Below are 17,905 nucleotides of genomic sequence, written 5' to 3'. Positions count from 1 at the left end.
TCACATTTTTAATTTTTACAGGACTGATGCACTGCGTACTAAAAACCCGGTTTCTAACCAGAAGTTATTCTTTAAATCAGACAATTTGTGGCAGAAACCGGGTTTTTAGCCATCGTCCTATTTGAATTTTATACGGGAGATATGGTGGGAGCAAGAGAGCGCATAGAGCAAGATTTGGCAGGACTCGAAGAGGCTTTAGCCGCCTTGAATTTGGAGTTTCGCAGTACCTACGAGGGTTATTTGACTGCGTTGGGACAAGCGGTGCGGCAGCAGTTAATTTTGGCTTGCTATCACCTTTGCACTCAAGCGGTGCCGGAGTCGTTTCTCAAGTTGTCCTTCGACGGGCGACAAAAAATGCAGCAGTCTGTAAGGCTTTTGGCCGCGGCGTCTCAAGAAAAATTGCGAGGTCTGGCGACTGAATCAGAGGAAGAGGAAGAGGAAGAGGAAGAAATAGAGTCAGACGAATTCGAGGAAGACATAGAGTCAGACGAATTCGAGGAAGAGTCAGACGAATTCGAGGAAGAGTCAGACGAATTCGAGGAAGAAATAGAGTCAGACGAAGAGGAAAAAATCGAATTTCCGACAATTAACTACCAATTTCCAGCGACAAGTTACCAGTTACCAATTGCTAATTCCCCGGAAAGTTTGGCGCGCTGGCAAAATAGTATTGAAAAGTCGATCGCCCAAATTATCAAACTGCTTTCTCGCGACACCAACCGCTTGCTGCAACAGTCGGGAATCTTGCCCAGTCAATTGCCCGAACAGGTTCTAGAAGCTGCTTCTGGTGTTGAATCCTCCGGCGACAGCGTTGCCGGACCACCTAACTTATTAAACTTAATCATTGAAACCGATAGCTCACCAGCACCGCCCAACTTGGGAGAAACACCGCCAACTATGGCGCTGCACATTACAGCTATTAAAATGCGGCTGTCGGAAATAGAGTTTGCCGATGCGGCAACCTCGGCTTGGCGCCAGCAAATTCGCAACCTCTCTGTAAAGTTGAACTCGCTCGGCCGCGATTACCAGAAAAAGCAGCGGGAACTAGCTGTGGTGGAGGCTGAGTCGGCTTGGCGATCGAGTTGGTTTGAAGATTGAAGGAAGAGTTGACAGTTGACAGTTGACAGTTGACAGTTGTCAGTTGACAGTTGACAGTTGACAGTTGACAGTTGACAGTTGACAGTTGACAGTTGACAGTTGACAGTTGACAGTTGTCAGTAGGTAATTGTCTGGAATTCTTGAGCTATGATTAATAACTAATGACTAATGACTAATGACTAATGACTAATGACTAATAACTAATGACTGATGACTAATAACCAACCAGAATGGCAGCGATTGCAAAAAGCTCTTTCAGTAGAAGCCGATCGCGGATTTAACGACATCCAAGGCAGTCAATACCGCTTCAGCGAGTTTCTCGGTCTGAGTTTGAGACAGCTTGCAAGTGCTGTCGCAGGTTCTTCGCGCGATCGAGCCAGAGAACTAGCCGCTGAATTTGACATCTACCCTCAGAAGGATATTGAAGGGCGCCAACATTCGATCGCCATTACAGTCAGTTTCCTCAGACAAATGGAGCAAGTTTGGGAAGAACAAGCGACACAAGTCAGACCCGCAAACGCTCCCGATCCAAGCGCCCCAGCCTTTTCCGTTCCCCGAACCGCACCCCTGAGTACAGCACCCGCACCGCCTAGCTTGACGCTAGATCAACCGTTAACGCGCGTGACAGGCATCGGCCCAGCCAACGGCAACCGCTTGCTAAAACTCGGTTTATACACCGTATACGACTTGCTTTATTACTATCCCCGCAACCACATCGACTATGCAAAGCAAGTACGAATTCGCGAACTTGTAGCCGGGGAAACTGTCACTTTAATCGCCGAAGTAAAGCGCTGCAATTGCTTTTCTAGCCCGAAAAATAAGAAATTAACTATATTAGAAGTAATTTTAAAAGACCGCACCGGAGAAATAAAAATTAGTCGCTTTTTTGCTGGGCCTCGCTACAGCAATCGCGGCTGGCAAGAATTCAAAAAGCGCGAGTATTGTACAGGTGCGATACTTGCTGCTTCGGGGTTGGTGAAGCAGGGTAAATACGGCATTACTCTAGAAAATCCCGAATTGGAAGTATTAGATGACTCCGGCGGTGCGATCGAATCTATGAAAGTCGGCCGCCTGATTCCTGTTTATCCGCTGACGGAAGGGGTAGATGCTGGTTCGGTGAGGCGATCGATCTTGGCTGCAATTGGGGCCGCGAAACTGTTACCGGAATCGCTACCGGAGGATTTGCGCGAGCGTTACGGTTTAATGGGTTTAGCCGATGCCGTGACTAATATCCACTTTCCGCTCGATCGAGATTGTTTGGCCGCCGCCCGCCGCCGCTTAGTTTTTGACGAATTTTTCTACCTGCAATTAGGACTTTTAAAGCGGCGCCAAACCCAAAGAAAAGCTCAAGCTAGCGCCGTCATCCTTCCTAGCGGCAAATTGATCGAACATTTCTATGAAATCTTGCCTTTTGCCTTGACTAACGCTCAAGAAAGAGTAATTAACGACATCCTCAACGATTTAGCTTCGCCGCAACCGATGAACAGATTAGTGCAAGGCGATGTCGGCGCTGGCAAAACTGTAGTCGCCGTAGTCGCAATGCTAGCAGCAATTCAATCCGGCTATCAAGCTGCTTTAATGGCGCCGACGGAAGTCTTAGCAGAACAGCATTACCGCAAATTGGTAGGTTGGTTTAATTTGATGCACTTGTCTGTCGAACTGTTAACTGGTTCGACAAAAGTAGCCAAGCGCCGGGAAATTCACAGCCAGTTAGAAACCGGAGAATTGCCCGTTTTAGTGGGAACTCACGCGCTGATTCAAGATACGGTGAATTTCCATAAATTGGGTTTGGCAGTAATTGACGAACAGCACAGATTCGGCGTGCAGCAGCGCGCTAAATTGCAGCAAAAAGGCGAATCTCCCCACGTTTTGACGATGACTGCTACTCCCATTCCCCGGACGCTGGCGCTGACTCTGCACGGCGATTTAGACGTGAGTCAAATTGATGAACTTCCCCCCGGCCGGCAGGCGATTCAAACAACTGTTCTGTCTGCGAAAGAACGCCTCCAAGCTTACGATCTGATTCGTCGGGAGGTGGCGGGCGGCCGTCAAGTTTATGTGGTTCTGCCTCTGGTGGAGGAGTCGGAAAAGTTGGATGTGCGATCGGCAATTGAGGAACAAGAAAAACTTCAAGCAAGTGTATTTCCTGAGTTTAAGGTCGGTTTGCTCCACGGCAGGATGAGCAGTGCTGACAAAGATGAGGCAATTACTAAGTTTCGGGACAAAGAAACTGATATTTTAGTATCTACTACTGTGGTGGAAGTGGGAGTGGACGTGCCGAATGCCACGGTAATGCTGATTGAAAATTCGGAGCGTTTTGGACTGTCGCAACTGCACCAGTTGCGGGGGCGAGTCGGTCGGGGCAGCAACCGTTCTTATTGTTTGTTGATGCCCGGTTCCAAGGCGGCGGAAGCTATGCAGAGAATGAAGGTTTTAGAACAATCTCAAGATGGCTTTTTTATTGCGGAAATGGATATGAGGTTGCGCGGCCCTGGTCAGGTTTTGGGAACTCGGCAGTCGGGTTTGCCGGATTTTGCTTTGGCGAGTTTGGTGGAGGATCAAGAGGTTTTGGAGTTGGCGAGGGCGGCGGCTCAAATGGTAATTGAGAATGATGAAAGTTTGAATGCTTGGCCGGTGGTGCGGGATGAATTGGAGCGGAGATATCAGCGGATGATGAGCGGCTCGATTTTGACTTAGACGGCGGTTGAAACCGCTTCTACAAAAACGAAGTCCGCCTCCGCCGACTGAAGAAAATAACGCAATTTTCACCGCTCATTCTTCAACCCCTCTGAGCTCGGGTTTTGTTTGTGTAGACGCGGTTTCAACCGCCCGGTCTTCTGGGATCAAATAAACTGGGTTTTTCAGCTTTATCTGGGTTATTTTTATGAGTTGTAAGGATTCCCGCACTTATTGACCCAAGAATCCTTCCCAGGAATGGCCCAGAAGTGTCAAAATTAAGATAGTCCTGCGAAAAACAGGGAAAATGAAATCCAGCCCGTACAGGCTGGTAAGGCAGAATTAATTCCTCGCTTGTCAAGCTTGCAGTTGGTCGCCGACGGTTCGTCGCATTTAATCTCAACAGTAATTATGAAAGATCTGACTCGTTATCGAAATATTGGCATCTTCGCCCACGTAGATGCTGGCAAAACCACCACAACTGAAAGAATCCTGAAGCTGACAGGCAAAATCCACAAAATAGGTGAAGTTCACGAAGGCGCGGCGACGACTGACTTCATGGAACAGGAGCAAGAGCGCGGTATTACGATTCAATCCGCTGCTACTACCTGTTTCTGGAACGAGCATCAGCTCAACATCATCGATACTCCCGGACACGTCGATTTTACGATCGAGGTTTACCGTTCTCTCAAGGTTCTCGATGGCGGTATCGGTGTGTTCTGCGGTTCGGGTGGAGTTGAACCGCAATCGGAAACTAACTGGCGCTACGCTAACGATTCTAAAGTTGCTCGCATCGTCTACATCAATAAGCTCGATCGCACGGGTGCAGATTTTTACCGAGTTGTCAAGCAAGTCGATAAAGTCCTGGCAGCTAAACCGATGGTGATGGTTCTGCCGATCGGCATTGAAGAAAAGTTTTCCGGCGTGGTCGATTTGCTGACCCGCAAGGCATGGATCTGGGATGACTCCGGCGATCCGATGAACTACACAATCCAGGAAGTTCCTGCCGACATGGTTGATGAGGTCGAGAAATACCGCGAACAGTTGATCGAACTGGCCGTCGAGCAGGACGATCACCTGATGGAACAGTACCTCGAAGGAAACGAGCCGAGCATCGAAGACCTCAAGCGCTGCATCCGCAAGGGCACCCGCGACATGGCATTTTTCCCCACCTACTGCGGCTCGTCGTTTAAAAATAAGGGCGTGCAGTTGGTACTCGATGCTGTGGTTGACTACCTCCCGAACCCGATGGAAGTTACGCCTCAGCCCGAGGTGGATCTCGACGGCGAGGAAACCGGCAATTTCGCGATCGTCGATCCAGAAAAGCCTTTGCGCGCGCTGGCATTTAAGATTATGGACGATCGCTTCGGCGCTTTAACCTTCACCCGCTTGTACTCCGGCAAGCTGTCTAAAGGCGATACGGTACTCAACACCGCCACAGGCAAGACCGAGCGCATCAGCCGTTTGGTAGAAATGCACGCCAATTCCCGCGAAGAAATTGACTCGGCCCAAGCAGGCGACATTGTGGCAATTGTGGGCATGAAAAACGTCCGCACCGGACACACCATCTGCGACCCCAAAAATCCCGCAACCCTTGAGCCGATGGTCTTCCCAGAACCAGTCATCTCCATTTCGGTCAAACCGAAACTCAAAGGAGGCGAAGAAAAAATGGGAGCCGCCCTCACGAAGATGGTACAAGAAGACCCATCCTTCCACATGGTGACAGACGAAGAAAGCGGCGAAACCATCCTCAAGGGCATGGGCGAACTGCACCTCGACATCAAAGTGGACATTCTCAGACGCACCCACGGCGTCGAGGTAGAAGTTGGCGAACCGCAGGTAGCCTACCGCGAGTCCATCACCAAGCGCCTCGAAGACAACTACACCCACAAGAAGCAATCTGGTGGTTCCGGTCAATTTGCCAAAATCGGCTATATCGTCGAGCCCGGTGAAGTGGGCAGCGGCTTCGTGTTCGAGTCAAAAGTAACCGGCGGTAGCGTCCCCAGAGAGTATTGGCCGGCGGTACAAAAAGGCTTTGAAAGCTGCATCGAGAACGGCGTCTTGGCTGGGTTCCCCTGCTTGGACTTAAAGTTCACGCTGGTTGATGGAGGTTTCCACCCGGTTGACTCTTCAGCAATGGCCTTTGAAATTGCTGCAAAAGCCGCCTACCGACAATCCGTTCCCAAAGCAGGGCCTCAGTTGCTGGAACCGATCATGAATGTCGATGTCTTCACCCCAGACGATCACATGGGCGATGTCATCGGCGACCTCAACCGCCGCCGGGGGATGATGAAATCTCAGGAAACCGGACAAACAGGCGCGCGGATTAAGGCAGATGTGCCGTTGAGCGAAATGTTTGGCTATATTGGCGATTTGCGTACTATGACTTCTGGGCGCGGTCAGTTTTCCATGTCTTTCTCGCACTATGCTCCTTGTCCGAGCAACATCGCTGAGGAAGTGATCAAGGAGGCCAAAGAGCGTCAAGCTGCTAAGTAGTGTATTGAGTGTAAGTGCGATCGAATAGTGCGATCGCACTGCATGAAAAGGTAGCCAGAAACCGGGTTTTTTCACGAACATCCTTCGCCACAGCGACGAGATTAGGTGAAAAACCCGGTTTCTTCGATATTTATGCGTCCACGAATCTTAATTTTATCTGCGTTTATTTGCGTTTATCTGCGGTTTCGCGATCGAAGCTGTAGGGTGTGGATCCATTCAAAATCTCTGCATAAAAATCGAGAATCTAAGAGCGACGCACCAGCACCACCTAGCTCTCACAAACAAAACCCCAAATATATTGTAGCAATAATTGTTATAAATGAAATAAGTCCAATATCATATTTGCTAAAATACAATTAATAATCTACAACCCAGGTAGGCAGCCATGACAGCCACCCTAATCCAAAATCAAACTAGCGGAATTCTGCTAAACAACATTAGCTGGAAAACTTACGAATCACTGCTGAACGAGTTAGCCCAACAGAGAGGAATTCGCCTGACTTACGATCGCGGAAATTTAGAAATTATGACTCCATCAGCGCCCCAGGTCGGCAGTAAGAAAATTTTCTGCCGTTTTGTAGAAAGCGTCACTGAAGAATTAAATATCGAAATTCGGAGTTTGGGTTCACTAACTTGCAGGCGCGAGGATTTAGAACGCGGTTTAGAACCCGATCAGTGCTACTATATCGAGAATGAAGCAAGTGTCCGCAATCTCCAGCAAATCAACTTAAATCAAGATCCCCCACCAGATTTAGTCATCGAGATTGACATCACCAGCAGTTCGATTAACCGAATGGAATTGTATGCAGCTTTGGGCGTGTCGGAAGTCTGGCGTTATGACGGTTCCCGCCTGAAGTTTTATCAACTAGAGGGCAAAGAATATGCAGAAAGAAATGTTTCTCCTAAGTTTCCTTTTCTGTCGGCTGCTGAGATTGTCCGGTTTATAGAAATGCAGAATACTGCCGGAGAAACCTCGATGATTCGAGCATTTCGAGAGTGGGTGAGGAGTCAAATTCAGTCAGGGGAATAGATGGGCGATCGCCCGTTAATGAAAATAATTTTTGCTAACATACAATTAATAATTTAAAACCGAGGCAGGTAGCCATGACAGCCACCCTAATCCCGAATCAAACTAGCGGAATTCTGCTAAACAACATTAGCTGGAAAACCTACGAATCCCTGCTGAACGAGTTAGCCCAACAGAGAGGAATTCGCCTGACTTACGATCGCGGAAATTTAGAAATCATGACCCCATCAGCACCGCACGAAGGTAGTAAGAAAATTTTAGGACGTTTTGTCGAGAGTGTCACTGAAGAATTAAATATCGAAATTCGGAGTTTGGGTTCACTAACTTGCAGGCGCGAGGATTTGGCGATCGGTTTGGAACCAGATCAGTGCTACTATATCCAAAATGAGAATGTGGTTTGGGACAAACAGCAAATCGATCTCAATCAATATCCGCCCCCAGATTTAGTGGTGGAAATTGACGTTACTAGCAGTTCGATCGATCGCCTTTCTTTATATGCAAGTTTAGGCGTGCCCGAAGTTTGGCGCTACGACGGAAATCGTTTAATAATTTATCAGTTGGAATCACAGGAATATGCAGAAAGAGATGTTTCTCCGACTTTTCCTTTTTTGTCGCAAGTTGAAATGTTGCGCTTTTTGGAGTTGAGGAGGACTACCAAGGAAAATGCTTTGCTGCGGTTGTTCCGGGAGTGGGTGAGGAGTCAAATACAGTCAGGGGAATAGAAGGGCGATCGATTTGCGCGTTAGCGAAGCCCTCGTAGAGCATCTCTCTAATTTTTGCTAAGATTCGATTAATAATCGTATCGCCCTGACTTCACAATTACTCCCTAACTTTAGTATAATGTAGAGGCAATCAAAAATTTATCCGCTCCGTCAATAATCACCGCGCTTTTAGGCTCGTGAGTATGTCAACGCCTTTATGTCATTGTTCGCGTCGCAATCGCAAAGTCTATTTTCCAAGGAGGTTGAAATGACACAAATCAAGCCCGATCGCACTGAGGGAACAATTTCGATCGCCGTTTTTCCTCAAGAAAACGAGCAGTATATTTGCCGAATTTCATCATCTTTGAGCGATCGTCCCGACGAGCAATCTAATTTTTACGGACACACAAAAGAACACGCGATCGCGATCGCCCTAGAACACTTAGCCACTCGTTACCGCCAGAAGGCCGAAGAGTCTCAAAATCATATAGATTGGGATGCGGTGGAACTTTCGGATTCTGGAGAGCCAATTGAAAAGTGTTATCACGTTATTTTGCACTACGAACGAATTGCCAAGGAAGAATCTAAGTTTGAGGCCATGCAAAATACACTTCTCGGAAATACAGTAGTTGAAAGGGGCCAACTTTCAATAATTGAGATTTCTCCAGATCTTCCCATTCAGCGATTATAGCGCTCTGGGGAATAACTTTATTCAAAGTTAAGATTATTTAGGTTTTAACTAATTTGGCTCTTTACCCAGTTACGAAATGATTTAACTAATTCCAAATAATCCATTGTTTCCGCCTGTTCCAGAAAACTGACAATCTCTAAAACAGCCACACTCGGAAATGCTAAACTGATCTCGCACTCCACATACCCTCCATCTTCTAATCTGTTAATTCTGAGCCGCGAACCATTATAAATCCAAACTTCCGGCACTCCCAGATCGGCATAAACCTGCAAGCTACTGTCCGATCTGCTGGTAATATCAATTTCCACCACTAAATCTGGCGGCGGATCTTGACTCATATCGAGTCGTTTTTTGCCTTTAACTGCACTAGCATTCTGGATGTAAAAACAATCATCGGGTTCGGCACCAATAAGTTCGGGACGTTTGAATGTCGTAGAACCCAGAGGTTCTATTCTGACATCTAATTCTTCAGCTAATGTTTCAACAAATCGACCTATTACTCTTTTGTAAACTTCGTGTTCAGGAGAAGGTACCATGATTTTCAAATTGCCGCGATTGTATCTCAGTCTAATTGGCCGATCGCCGATTTCGGCAAGCAAAGTTTCGTAAGTTTGCCAACTGATATTCGATAGCTCGACTATTTGTTCGGGCGGGCTGAGAGTTTTAGCAATCATGGGGTTACTTTGGTGAAGAGTTCGCAGGCCGGGGCCGGGGCGCAGCCATCGCACTTTTAAATTATATCATCACCCAAAGTGCGCTCGCTCTTTAATTCACTTTGAGAGCAATACGTTCGCTACTTGCTCTTTTGATATAGTTATCGAAATCTTCCCCAACCTCGCAAACGTCAGGATCTTCATGCTCCAATGCTTTTTTAGCAAGTCTTCCCGCCAGTTCCAAGTCAATTTCAATATATAGCTCTAACAGTCGTCTGTACTCTTCATCCGTTCCATTTTTAATAATTTGAGCGGTACTTGTTTCAATATTTTCTATAAGCCATGATTTAGGTAAAGCGAGAATAGCTTGGCGGCAAAGTTCAATATCTGAGTGCGAAACGCTAGCTAAGTCAACTAAATCGTCAAACAAAAGCTGGCGTTCTTCAGTTTCGAGATACTCTATAAGTCGCAATGCTGTACCTCTTTCGGTCGGGGTATGTAGAGCTTTCTGAAAAATTGCTACTTTATTTGTACAATCTCTGACAAAGTTTTTACGACTTTCGATGTACACAATCTCGCTTTCAACAAGTTTATGCCAAATTTCCGTATTATTTGCAGTCTGTTCGTGAAGCATTAATTTTACCTATTTTTATTATTTTAGTTCTTTCTTTCCGGCATAAATCCAACCGCTATCGAGATATTTATCGACAAACTCTGTAAATGGCATTTCTCGATTGGGGTAGATAGTATGATGAGTCCGGGCATGAGTACCACCAACATCTTTACCGTCAGCGATAACATCAAGACCTTCAGGCAATTTTGTCTCTCGATCGAGCTTATAATAATGTCCTGTCAGCGGTGCGTACTGAATATCACCAAAAGTAGATGCTCCTGTTGGTGGCTTGGTAGGTTTTACACAATCGTTTTCAACGGTAATGTCTTTACTGAGACGGGGAGGACGCGGGCTTTGTCTGTTGCCAAACGCATAAAGTGTTACGGGTATCGTGACTTGCAAGGCTCTATTAGCCGGTTCTGTAGTCTTTGTTGGTTGGTTGTTCGCTCCGTTACCAATGGCCACTTTCAAAACTTCCTACTATATACAGGTTTTACCGATCTAAAAACCGATCGCAACTATATATTGATAGTTTTGTGAAGAGTTCGTAGGCGCAAGCCGGGGCGTAGCCATCGCACTTTTAAAGTAAATCATATCATCTAAAACATAGGTTTGATCGTTCGGACTTCAGTCCTCTCTTATTTGATGCGGACTGAAGTCCTCACGCTCCTAATTGCCAGTTATTCGCCTGCCAAATCGGCGCGGAACTTCTGGACAACTCGATTTAACTCGACTGAATGAGAGGCCTTAAATAAAATACGATCGCCCGCCGTAACAAACTCCATTAAATGCCTAGTCAAATCTTCCCGGGAATTCGGGGCCGCAATATCTTCTACCTGCACAAAAGGCACGCCCGCCGCACCCGCAGCCATCGCCGCCGCTTCCTCAAAATCCGCAAAAACAAACAAAGCATCGAGGTTTAAATCTCGCGCCGCCTTTCCCACTTGTCGGTGAAATTCGATCGCCCTTTCGCCCAATTCCTTCATCGTGCCCAACACCGCAATCCGCCGCTTTCCCGGAGTATCCGCTAACAGTCTCAGCGCCGCCAACATCGACTCCAAACCAGCATTGTAAGTCTCATCCAGAATCACAATATCATTTGGCAATTCGTACTTGCGCGCCCGTCCATCCGGTAACTGCACAGACAAACCTTGCTGTAAAACTTCCCAGTCAATCCCTAAAACTTTTGCTACCGCCAAAGCCGCCAAATAATTTACAGCATTGTGCCTTCCCGCCAAGGGCAGCGGCAATTCCACACCTTCTACAAACATTGTATCATTATTCAGCAATTCCCCGCACAAATCGCCGCCTTCTAAACCGTAAGTTAAAGTTTTTCCCTGCCAAACTTGCGCCGCTGTTGCGATTAATCTGTCAGAATCGTGATTGAGAATAGCAATGCTCTCAGCAGGCATTTCGGCTAACAGTTCGCACTTCGCGCGGGCGATCGCATCTTCGGAACCCAATCGCCCGATATGCGCCGTTCCTGCGTTAGTAATTACCGCCACAGTAGGGCGCGCAATTTGCGACAGCAGCGCAATTTCCCCGAGTCCGCGCATTCCCATTTCAATTACAGCATAATTGTGTGACGGCGAAAGCTCTAACAGAGTTTTGGGAACTCCAATTTCATTGTTGTAGTTATATTTAGTTTTCAGAACATTTCCGCTGGTTGACAAAACCGCTGCAATTAATTCTTTGGCAGTAGTTTTACCGACAGAACCAGTAACAGCAATTATCGGTATGCTGAATTGGTCGCGCCACCAGGCTGCGATCGCCTGGTAAGCTTTTAAAGTATCGTCAACGCGCAACAGCCCAAAATTGGGAACTTCTTCTTGCCAATCGCGATCGACTACCGCCGCAATCGCTCCCAAATCCCGGGCTTTGGCCACAAATTGATGCCCGTCAAAATTGTCTCCCCGCAGCGCCAAAAATACTTCGCCCCCCTCAATAGTGCGCGTATCTGTGGCAATACCTGTCCCTAAAGCTGTCAGAACGCCCTCAGACACAGCAGGCAAAGCTATAGTTAAAATTTCAGAAAGTCGGGCGATACTGACGCGACAGACCATATTACCAACACTCACAATTCAAATAATTATTTTCACACGCAATCCTACCGCGCCCGACCTCAAAATTAACCGCTCGGGGGCTGCCTACTAGGATTGACATTAATAATCCTAATACTAAATCGTCCGCCCACCAAGAAATCCTACCGAAGCCACCCACAATCTTTACCAATACTTTACAAAGTTTATGGTGATTTTAGGCCTTGCTAATTGCTAACAATTCATGTCATGCTGGTGTTGGTAAATAGTTTAACTAAGCAAAAAAGATCGATCGGCTGTCTGTGCTGACCGCTTCCACCCCTAAGCCTTGTCCGGCGAGAAGCTCGGTTGACCTAATTGTGGTGCTTCATCTGCCAATTCATCAAACCAATGGCGCTGAAAGCTTTTGTCCAATCCTCGGAGGGTTAATGCACAGTGAACGACTACAACAGACAGAGCCACGAAGAAGAACAGCTACTTTACAACCACTGGCTGGAGTTGGTACAAGTAGAGCAGCCGATCGAACTCATCAACCGGTTTCGCACTTTGTTTATCCGCGGTACCGGATATCCCGATCGCACAGTCGCCGACGCACTCGAAAAAATAGCAGCATCACAACACGCCGAACAAGAATTCAAATACATCCTCAACCGCTGCTGCCACATTTTGATCAACCGCTGGCAAACCTACCCCAGCAAGCAAGCCGCCATCCCGGAATTGATCGCTCTGTTTGAAGAAGCCCCCAAAATATTGGGATACAGTCGATCGCGGGCGGCTCGCTCCATCCCCAAATTAGTAAATCAATTTACCGAAAGCGAACAGTACCTCACCCTCAAACGCTTAGCCCAAGTCATCACCCACAGCAATGAAGACAGCAGCAACACCAAAACCCCCGCCACCCTAGCCCTCGGAACCTTAATTCCCCGATACCCTTACCTGTACAAACACTGCCTCCTCAGCGACGACAGCACCTACGAACAGCAAAAAATCATTAAAAAAATCCAAGCTCAAAAGCAGCAGCAATTTGAACTAGACCTCTCGCAATACGTCGCTCACCAAGTGAGAAAAGCCCAGATAGCCCGCCGGCAAACCTCAATCTCCTTCGGCAGAAATATACAGCCTATAAAAAACCCGACGCTGTTGAGCGACCCGGAACTGTTCTTTGCCCTCAAGCAATTTGTCGGAAAAGTAGAAGGAGCCGATACCTACAGACAGCTAGCGGGCCGCTTCACGGCGAACGCCAGCACAAACCAGTCTTACGGCTCCTTTAAAGACGACTTGTACGAATACCTGATTCCTTCTGTCACCGACGATCGCTACGGCAAACGTCAATTTAACGAAAAACTGTATAAGCAGCTACAAAATACCTTTCCCCACAACGATGCTCAGAAGTTTAACGAATTTTTAATGATCAGAACTTGCAGCCAGTTATTGAACTTTTTAGTAGTAGAGAGTCCTGCGCGGCCCAACCACTTTGTCTTCATCGACCTGATCTCCAACCTCGGGCCCACCCAAACCACAGGTTTGCTGCTGAAAATCGTGCTAATTTGCGGCAAAGTCAAGCCCTATCTAGAAAAGCGGTTGGCAATTTTGTTCGGCCACTACGAATTCTCTACCCGAGAAGGCGTGGTGTGGTTAGTCAAAGCCCTGGAAAACCTGAATCTAGCTTTGAGTACCAATTTTGGCAATATAGACGTATCTTTCCTGCGGTAGCCGGCCTGTCCCACAACTTTCTCAGGTTCCAGCTTGCCAAAACATCACAGGTGGAAATCGGGTTGGTGAATACCCTAAAAGTTTGAAGTTGAATTATAAGACCTAATTAACTGCTTAAAGCTACTCAAAAGACGCTATTCTGTGTTAAAATCCCAAGTGTATCAGATTCGGTTGCAGGCTTTGTTCATTGCTACAGAATTGTTTAAAAACTTGCCCTTCTGTATCGGCAGGGGACTCTCCGAAACTGAAATCTTTGCACTGTCTAATTTTTGGAGTTATTCCTCATGTCGATATACGTCGGTAACTTATCCTATCAAGTTACCCAAGAAGACATCACCACCGTCTTCGCCGAATACGGAACCGTTAAGCGAGTACATCTACCTACCGACAGAGAAACCAGTCGCCCCCGCGGCTTTGGTTTTGTAGAAATGTCAACCGATGCCGAAGAAGATGCAGCGATTGCTGCTCTCGACGGAGCAGAGTGGATGGGTCGCGACCTCAAAGTTAACAAAGCTAAGCCCCGCGAAGATGAAGGCGGCCGGGGCGGCGGCGGCAACCGGGGCGGCGGCGGTCCAGGCAAATTTAGTCGCGGCGGTGGCGGCGGCGGTGGCGGACGCTATTAATTTTCTAGGATCGAGATTGTTTATGGGAGAGCGGAAATTGGCGAGGAGAGATCGCGTAGCTGATTGACCTAGCTCCGAAGCAATTCTGTCAGTTCCGCAAAACCTCTGCTATTCAAGTTTCCCGATCGACCGCATTCAATATACCAAAAAGCCAAGGATCGACCCTTGGCTTTTTGGTATGAGAGTATTGGGTAGGAGTCACAAATCAACTGGGCGAACTCCTGGCACTGCCTCTACTGTTTTAATCGTCAGGTTCGATGGTGCTGCTCAATCCGTGATTGTTCAGCGTTTCAGCATAAAACTCAGCGTGTTCGAGAGCGCAAACAATCACCAGTCCCAGCCCGTTAGTGTGGGCTTCCATCATAATATTCACAGCCTGTGGCTGAGTCAGACTCGGTACCGTCGCCATCAAAGTCTGCACCACGTACTCCATCGGATTGAAATCATCATTGTGGAGCAAAACGCGGTAGCGCGGTGCAAGCTTGCGGACTGTAGAACGCTTTTCAATAATTTCGACAGACACTAATCTATACCTCCTGACTTGTAGGATGTTAAAATTTGTCAATAATCTTGAGCCGGATTGCTCCGCTGTGCAAGAGTATCTCACTTTCAGTTATTTTATTTAAATCTCCAAATTCAGACAAGGCAGTGGCCTAGTCGATCGCGAGCTGTGAACCGAACACCAGATGCAGACTGACTGTCCCCAGGCTGTAGCCGCCACCTTCCTAGCGCCATAATATTAGAAAGGCGAGATCGGTTAAAAATAACAAACTACTACCTGTTGAGTCTCTAGAACTTACGGAAGCTTATATGAAACGCAAACCTAACTCCTACAACGACGACAGATTCAACTTTGACCCATTCCGGGGAGATGAAGACTCCGGCTCATTTGGCCCGCAGTCGCGGCGCCAACCTCAGTCCGGCAAACCTTCATTCCTCAATTCCGCCACCATCGGGATTTTAACAGCCGTTTTTATTCTGGGAATTGGGATTGGCATTGCCTTCAGTTCCACAGCTACAATTAGCCCAGAAAACGTAGCATCCCGCGAATTTATCGATCGCAGCGCCCCGAACCCCGAACTTTGCGTGCAGTTTGGAGCCAGCGCGATGGTAACAGATATGCGCCTCTTCGTCACCCTCAACCCCTTCAACGTCTACATCTCGCAGCCGAGTATGCGTCCCGGATGCGTCCTGCGAACCAATAACTGGGCAATTCTCGAACAAAGAAAACTGATTAACCAAGAGCAAGTGCGCGAGTGCAAAAATCGCATGAACACCTTCGGCTTCACCGGCCCTCTGGAAGGTCAACCGGAAATTAACTGTATCTACCAAAACGACGGCGCGAAAAACCTGTTCCTCAACCAACCGGGTTCGACAGCTCCAGCTACTGAAAGTCAAAATTTCTAACTGCGAGCGTCGGCTCGATCGCATAAAATAGGTGCGATCGCTTAAAGCGAGTATTAGCGAAGCGGTTCACCAAAGTTGATAATCCGCTGGGAAGCTGCAGCAGGACGGCGTACAGGGGCAGAACCTATCCCCTGGCGTCCGTTAACCGGAACCCTGACTAAAGGCAAAGTTATCGGTCGGATTTGCTCGTTTGGAGTTGACTGCTGCGAAGAGTTTTGCTTGTAAGTTATCGCCTCAGGCGACGCAGGTGGGACAGGCGATCGGGCAGCAGTTGAGTTGGGAGCGGTTGGCGGCTGGTTTTGCGGTACTTGTATTGCAGGCTGGGTTTGCCTTTCGGTAATTTGCACCCTCGCACTAGGTTCGATCGAGGGACGCAGCACCCAGCGATTTTCTCCGACTTTTTGGAATTGAATTTGTTCGCCGTTGAAAGCCACTCCGTCCGCCAAATTTACCAAAATTCTCGCCGTTCCAGATTGCAGTTGAGTCACCGCCACAGAACGCACAGTGCCTTGCGGGTATAGTTGAGTTGCATCGACTCCGATCTCGGTATTGGGCAAATCCACAGCAATTTGAGACGGGTTGATTAGAGAATATGTAGGAGTTGCGCCATCTGGGAGAGTAATTTCTAACTGATTTGTGGCCGGATAGAACTGCCAACTTGTGACTGTAGAAGCATTTGCTGGTTGCTGTGCGATTTCGATTGTCGCAACAGTGGCGGTTGCTGCTATGCTCAGAGCGATCGACACAGAGCCGAACAATGAGCGTAAAATACACTTAACAGTCAATTTTTGTAAGTGGGCGCCAAATTTCGGCGGTAATTTTTTGTATTGCATGGCCCAAGAGTGAAAGTTGAGATTTTAACTAGCTTTGAGGATAATTTTTTTGGTAGATGTGTTGCGGGCGATTCACGCTCGGGATAGCTGCGCCGCGCCTGCTCGTTACGGCAAGCGCCGCTTGACGCTAAAAGTTTAGCATTAATTGGTAATTGGGGAATGGGGAATTGGGAATTGCAAGTTAAAACATTCTGCCTGATGGCAACAGATACGCCTTGATTTTTCTTTTATTTTCCTTCGCCTTCAACTAGGGTAAGGGTAAGGTGTGCAATGCGCACCCTACGAAGGATTAGTAGTGCGCGTCCTAGGAAGAATTAATTAATATGAAAATTTTAACTAAATGGAAAATACTGCGATCGCGCTTCGTGCTTAACCACAAGTGGTGTCAAGTCAGACAAGATGAAATAGAATTGCCAAGCGGACAAATTATCAACGACTTTTTTGTTAATGTCCGACCCAATATCGCCCTAGTATTTGCGGTGACAGAACAGCAAGAACTTGTATTTGTGCGCCAATACAGGCATGGAGCCGGCGAGATTTTGCTGGAACTCCCGGGCGGAAGTTTCAATCCTGCCCAAGAAAGCGGCAAATCTGCTGCTGCCAGAGAACTCGCCGAAGAAACCGGATATGTTGCTGAAGAAATCTGGGAACTAGCAACCTTATATGATAACCCGGTAAAAGACACCAATTCTATTTACCTATACTTTGCTAAAAATGTCAAGCTTGCCAGCAAAATACAATTGGATATTACAGAAGATATTGAAGTAGTTTTAGTTCCCATTGCCGAAGTTTTGTTGAAACTAGCAAGTCGAGAAATTTGCGTAGCAGGAAGCATCGCAGCTATTTTTTTAGGATTAGATTTTTTGAAGAAACAGTAGTTGGGTTTGATCGTTCGGAATGCGAGTCCTCTCTGGGATGCGGACTCGCATTCCGATGCTGCGAACCTTTTTGAGTTTTCTCTTAAAGTTGGGTTTGTAGTGAGGACTAAAGTCCTCTCTTGGATGCGGACTCGCATTCCGAACGATCGAACCTTTTTGAGTTTTCTCTTAAAGTTGGGTTTGTAGTGAGGACTAAAGTCCTCTCTTGGATGCGGAAGGGAGTCCGATGCTGCGAACCTTTCGGAGTTTTGTGTTACTGGGAAAAAGTCACAAAATCCCGAGCAGTAATAGCATTATTAGCTCCCAAAACATTAGCCAAAACCAGGCCAGTGGAGGCTCTTTGCAGGACAGTGCCGTTCGCCGTGGAGTTAATTTGCAAGGAGTCGAAACTCAAGCCGCCAGCTAAAGCAAACTTGTCGGTTCCTACTTCAAAATTGAGGATAGTATCGATACCGCTGTT

At 47.4% G+C, this 17,905-nt stretch carries 16 protein-coding genes and 1 pseudogene; 10 read left to right on the top strand and 7 right to left on the bottom strand.

Annotated elements, in window-relative coordinates:
• The first annotated feature begins 87 nt into the window (after positions 1–87).
• The 6 genes from QUB63_RS13165 (at position 88) to QUB63_RS13140 (ending at position 8,686) form a co-directional block, all read left to right on the top strand.
• Entirely contained in the window at positions 88–1,095 is a 1,008-nt protein-coding gene (locus QUB63_RS13165) for a hypothetical protein (protein ID WP_332945645.1), read from the top strand.
• Between the two features lie 210 nt (positions 1,096–1,305).
• Entirely contained in the window at positions 1,306–3,792 is a 2,487-nt protein-coding gene (gene recG, locus QUB63_RS13160; RefSeq protein WP_332945644.1) for an ATP-dependent DNA helicase RecG, read from the top strand.
• 390 nt (positions 3,793–4,182) lie between these two features.
• On the top strand, positions 4,183–6,267 hold the full coding sequence (gene fusA, locus QUB63_RS13155) for an elongation factor G (RefSeq protein WP_332945643.1): 2,085 nt from the start codon (positions 4,183–4,185) through the stop codon (positions 6,265–6,267).
• A 385-nt stretch (positions 6,268–6,652) separates the two neighbouring features.
• Positions 6,653–7,297: a Uma2 family endonuclease gene (locus QUB63_RS13150; protein WP_332945642.1), complete on the top strand. Its 645-nt coding sequence runs from the start codon at positions 6,653–6,655 to the stop codon at positions 7,295–7,297.
• Positions 7,298–7,371: 74 nt separating this feature from the next.
• Entirely contained in the window at positions 7,372–8,016 is a 645-nt protein-coding gene (locus tag QUB63_RS13145; protein WP_332945640.1) for a Uma2 family endonuclease, read from the top strand.
• Positions 8,017–8,263: 247 nt separating this feature from the next.
• Positions 8,264–8,686 carry a hypothetical protein gene (locus QUB63_RS13140; protein WP_332945639.1) on the top strand — a complete coding sequence of 141 codons (423 nt, stop codon included), beginning with the start codon at positions 8,264–8,266 and terminating at the stop codon, positions 8,684–8,686.
• 44 nt (positions 8,687–8,730) lie between these two features.
• Here QUB63_RS13140 and QUB63_RS13135 read toward each other — a convergent pair whose 3' ends face one another.
• From QUB63_RS13135 to QUB63_RS13120, 4 genes are all read right to left on the bottom strand, one after another.
• Positions 8,731–9,360: a Uma2 family endonuclease gene (locus QUB63_RS13135; RefSeq protein ID WP_332945638.1), complete on the bottom strand. Its 630-nt coding sequence runs from the start codon at positions 9,358–9,360 to the stop codon at positions 8,731–8,733.
• A gap of 91 nt (positions 9,361–9,451) precedes the next feature.
• A complete protein-coding gene (locus tag QUB63_RS13130; protein ID WP_332945637.1) occupies positions 9,452–9,973 on the bottom strand; it encodes a hypothetical protein in 522 nt (173 codons plus the stop codon).
• A gap of 18 nt (positions 9,974–9,991) precedes the next feature.
• On the bottom strand, positions 9,992–10,417 hold the full coding sequence (locus QUB63_RS13125) for a hypothetical protein (RefSeq protein WP_332945636.1): 426 nt from the start codon (positions 10,415–10,417) through the stop codon (positions 9,992–9,994).
• Between the two features lie 215 nt (positions 10,418–10,632).
• Positions 10,633–12,015: a UDP-N-acetylmuramoyl-tripeptide--D-alanyl-D-alanine ligase gene (locus tag QUB63_RS13120; RefSeq protein ID WP_332945939.1), complete on the bottom strand. Its 1,383-nt coding sequence runs from the start codon at positions 12,013–12,015 to the stop codon at positions 10,633–10,635.
• A gap of 411 nt (positions 12,016–12,426) precedes the next feature.
• Between QUB63_RS13120 and QUB63_RS13115 the strand changes: the two genes are divergently transcribed.
• The gene (locus tag QUB63_RS13115; protein ID WP_332945635.1) at positions 12,427–13,704 is read left to right on the top strand and encodes a hypothetical protein; all 1,278 of its coding nucleotides are present in this window, start codon (positions 12,427–12,429) and stop codon (positions 13,702–13,704) included.
• 284 nt (positions 13,705–13,988) lie between these two features.
• Positions 13,989–14,327, top strand: coding sequence for an RNA recognition motif domain-containing protein (locus QUB63_RS13110; RefSeq protein ID WP_332945633.1), 339 nt, complete (start codon positions 13,989–13,991; stop codon positions 14,325–14,327).
• A 241-nt stretch (positions 14,328–14,568) separates the two neighbouring features.
• Here QUB63_RS13110 and clpS read toward each other — a convergent pair whose 3' ends face one another.
• On the bottom strand, positions 14,569–14,850 hold the full coding sequence (clpS, locus tag QUB63_RS13105; RefSeq protein WP_332945632.1) for an ATP-dependent Clp protease adapter ClpS: 282 nt from the start codon (positions 14,848–14,850) through the stop codon (positions 14,569–14,571).
• A gap of 287 nt (positions 14,851–15,137) precedes the next feature.
• On the opposite strand from clpS, the gene QUB63_RS13100 reads away from it, so the two are divergent.
• The gene (locus QUB63_RS13100) at positions 15,138–15,734 is read left to right on the top strand and encodes a DUF3172 domain-containing protein (protein WP_332945631.1); all 597 of its coding nucleotides are present in this window, start codon (positions 15,138–15,140) and stop codon (positions 15,732–15,734) included.
• 53 nt (positions 15,735–15,787) lie between these two features.
• Here the strand turns inward: QUB63_RS13100 and QUB63_RS13095 are convergent, their stop codons facing one another.
• The gene (locus tag QUB63_RS13095; protein WP_332945629.1) at positions 15,788–16,567 is read right to left on the bottom strand and encodes an AMIN domain-containing protein; all 780 of its coding nucleotides are present in this window, start codon (positions 16,565–16,567) and stop codon (positions 15,788–15,790) included.
• Positions 16,568–16,890: 323 nt separating this feature from the next.
• Between QUB63_RS13095 and QUB63_RS13090 the strand changes: the two genes are divergently transcribed.
• Positions 16,891–17,445 (top strand): NUDIX hydrolase, encoded by a 555-nt coding sequence (locus tag QUB63_RS13090; RefSeq protein ID WP_332945627.1) that lies wholly within the window; start codon positions 16,891–16,893, stop codon positions 17,443–17,445.
• Positions 17,446–17,698: 253 nt separating this feature from the next.
• On the opposite strand, the pseudogene QUB63_RS13085 reads toward QUB63_RS13090, so the two are convergent.
• A pseudogene (locus QUB63_RS13085) lies at positions 17,699–17,905 on the bottom strand (calcium-binding protein); the annotation flags it as partial.

The sequence above is a fragment of the Microcoleus sp. ARI1-B5 genome (genome assembly GCF_036705795.1).
GTDB lineage: Bacteria > Cyanobacteriota > Cyanobacteriia > Cyanobacteriales > Microcoleaceae > Microcoleus.
Note: the sequence above shows the minus strand (reverse complement) of the source record. Positions and strands in the feature narration are given on the sequence as shown.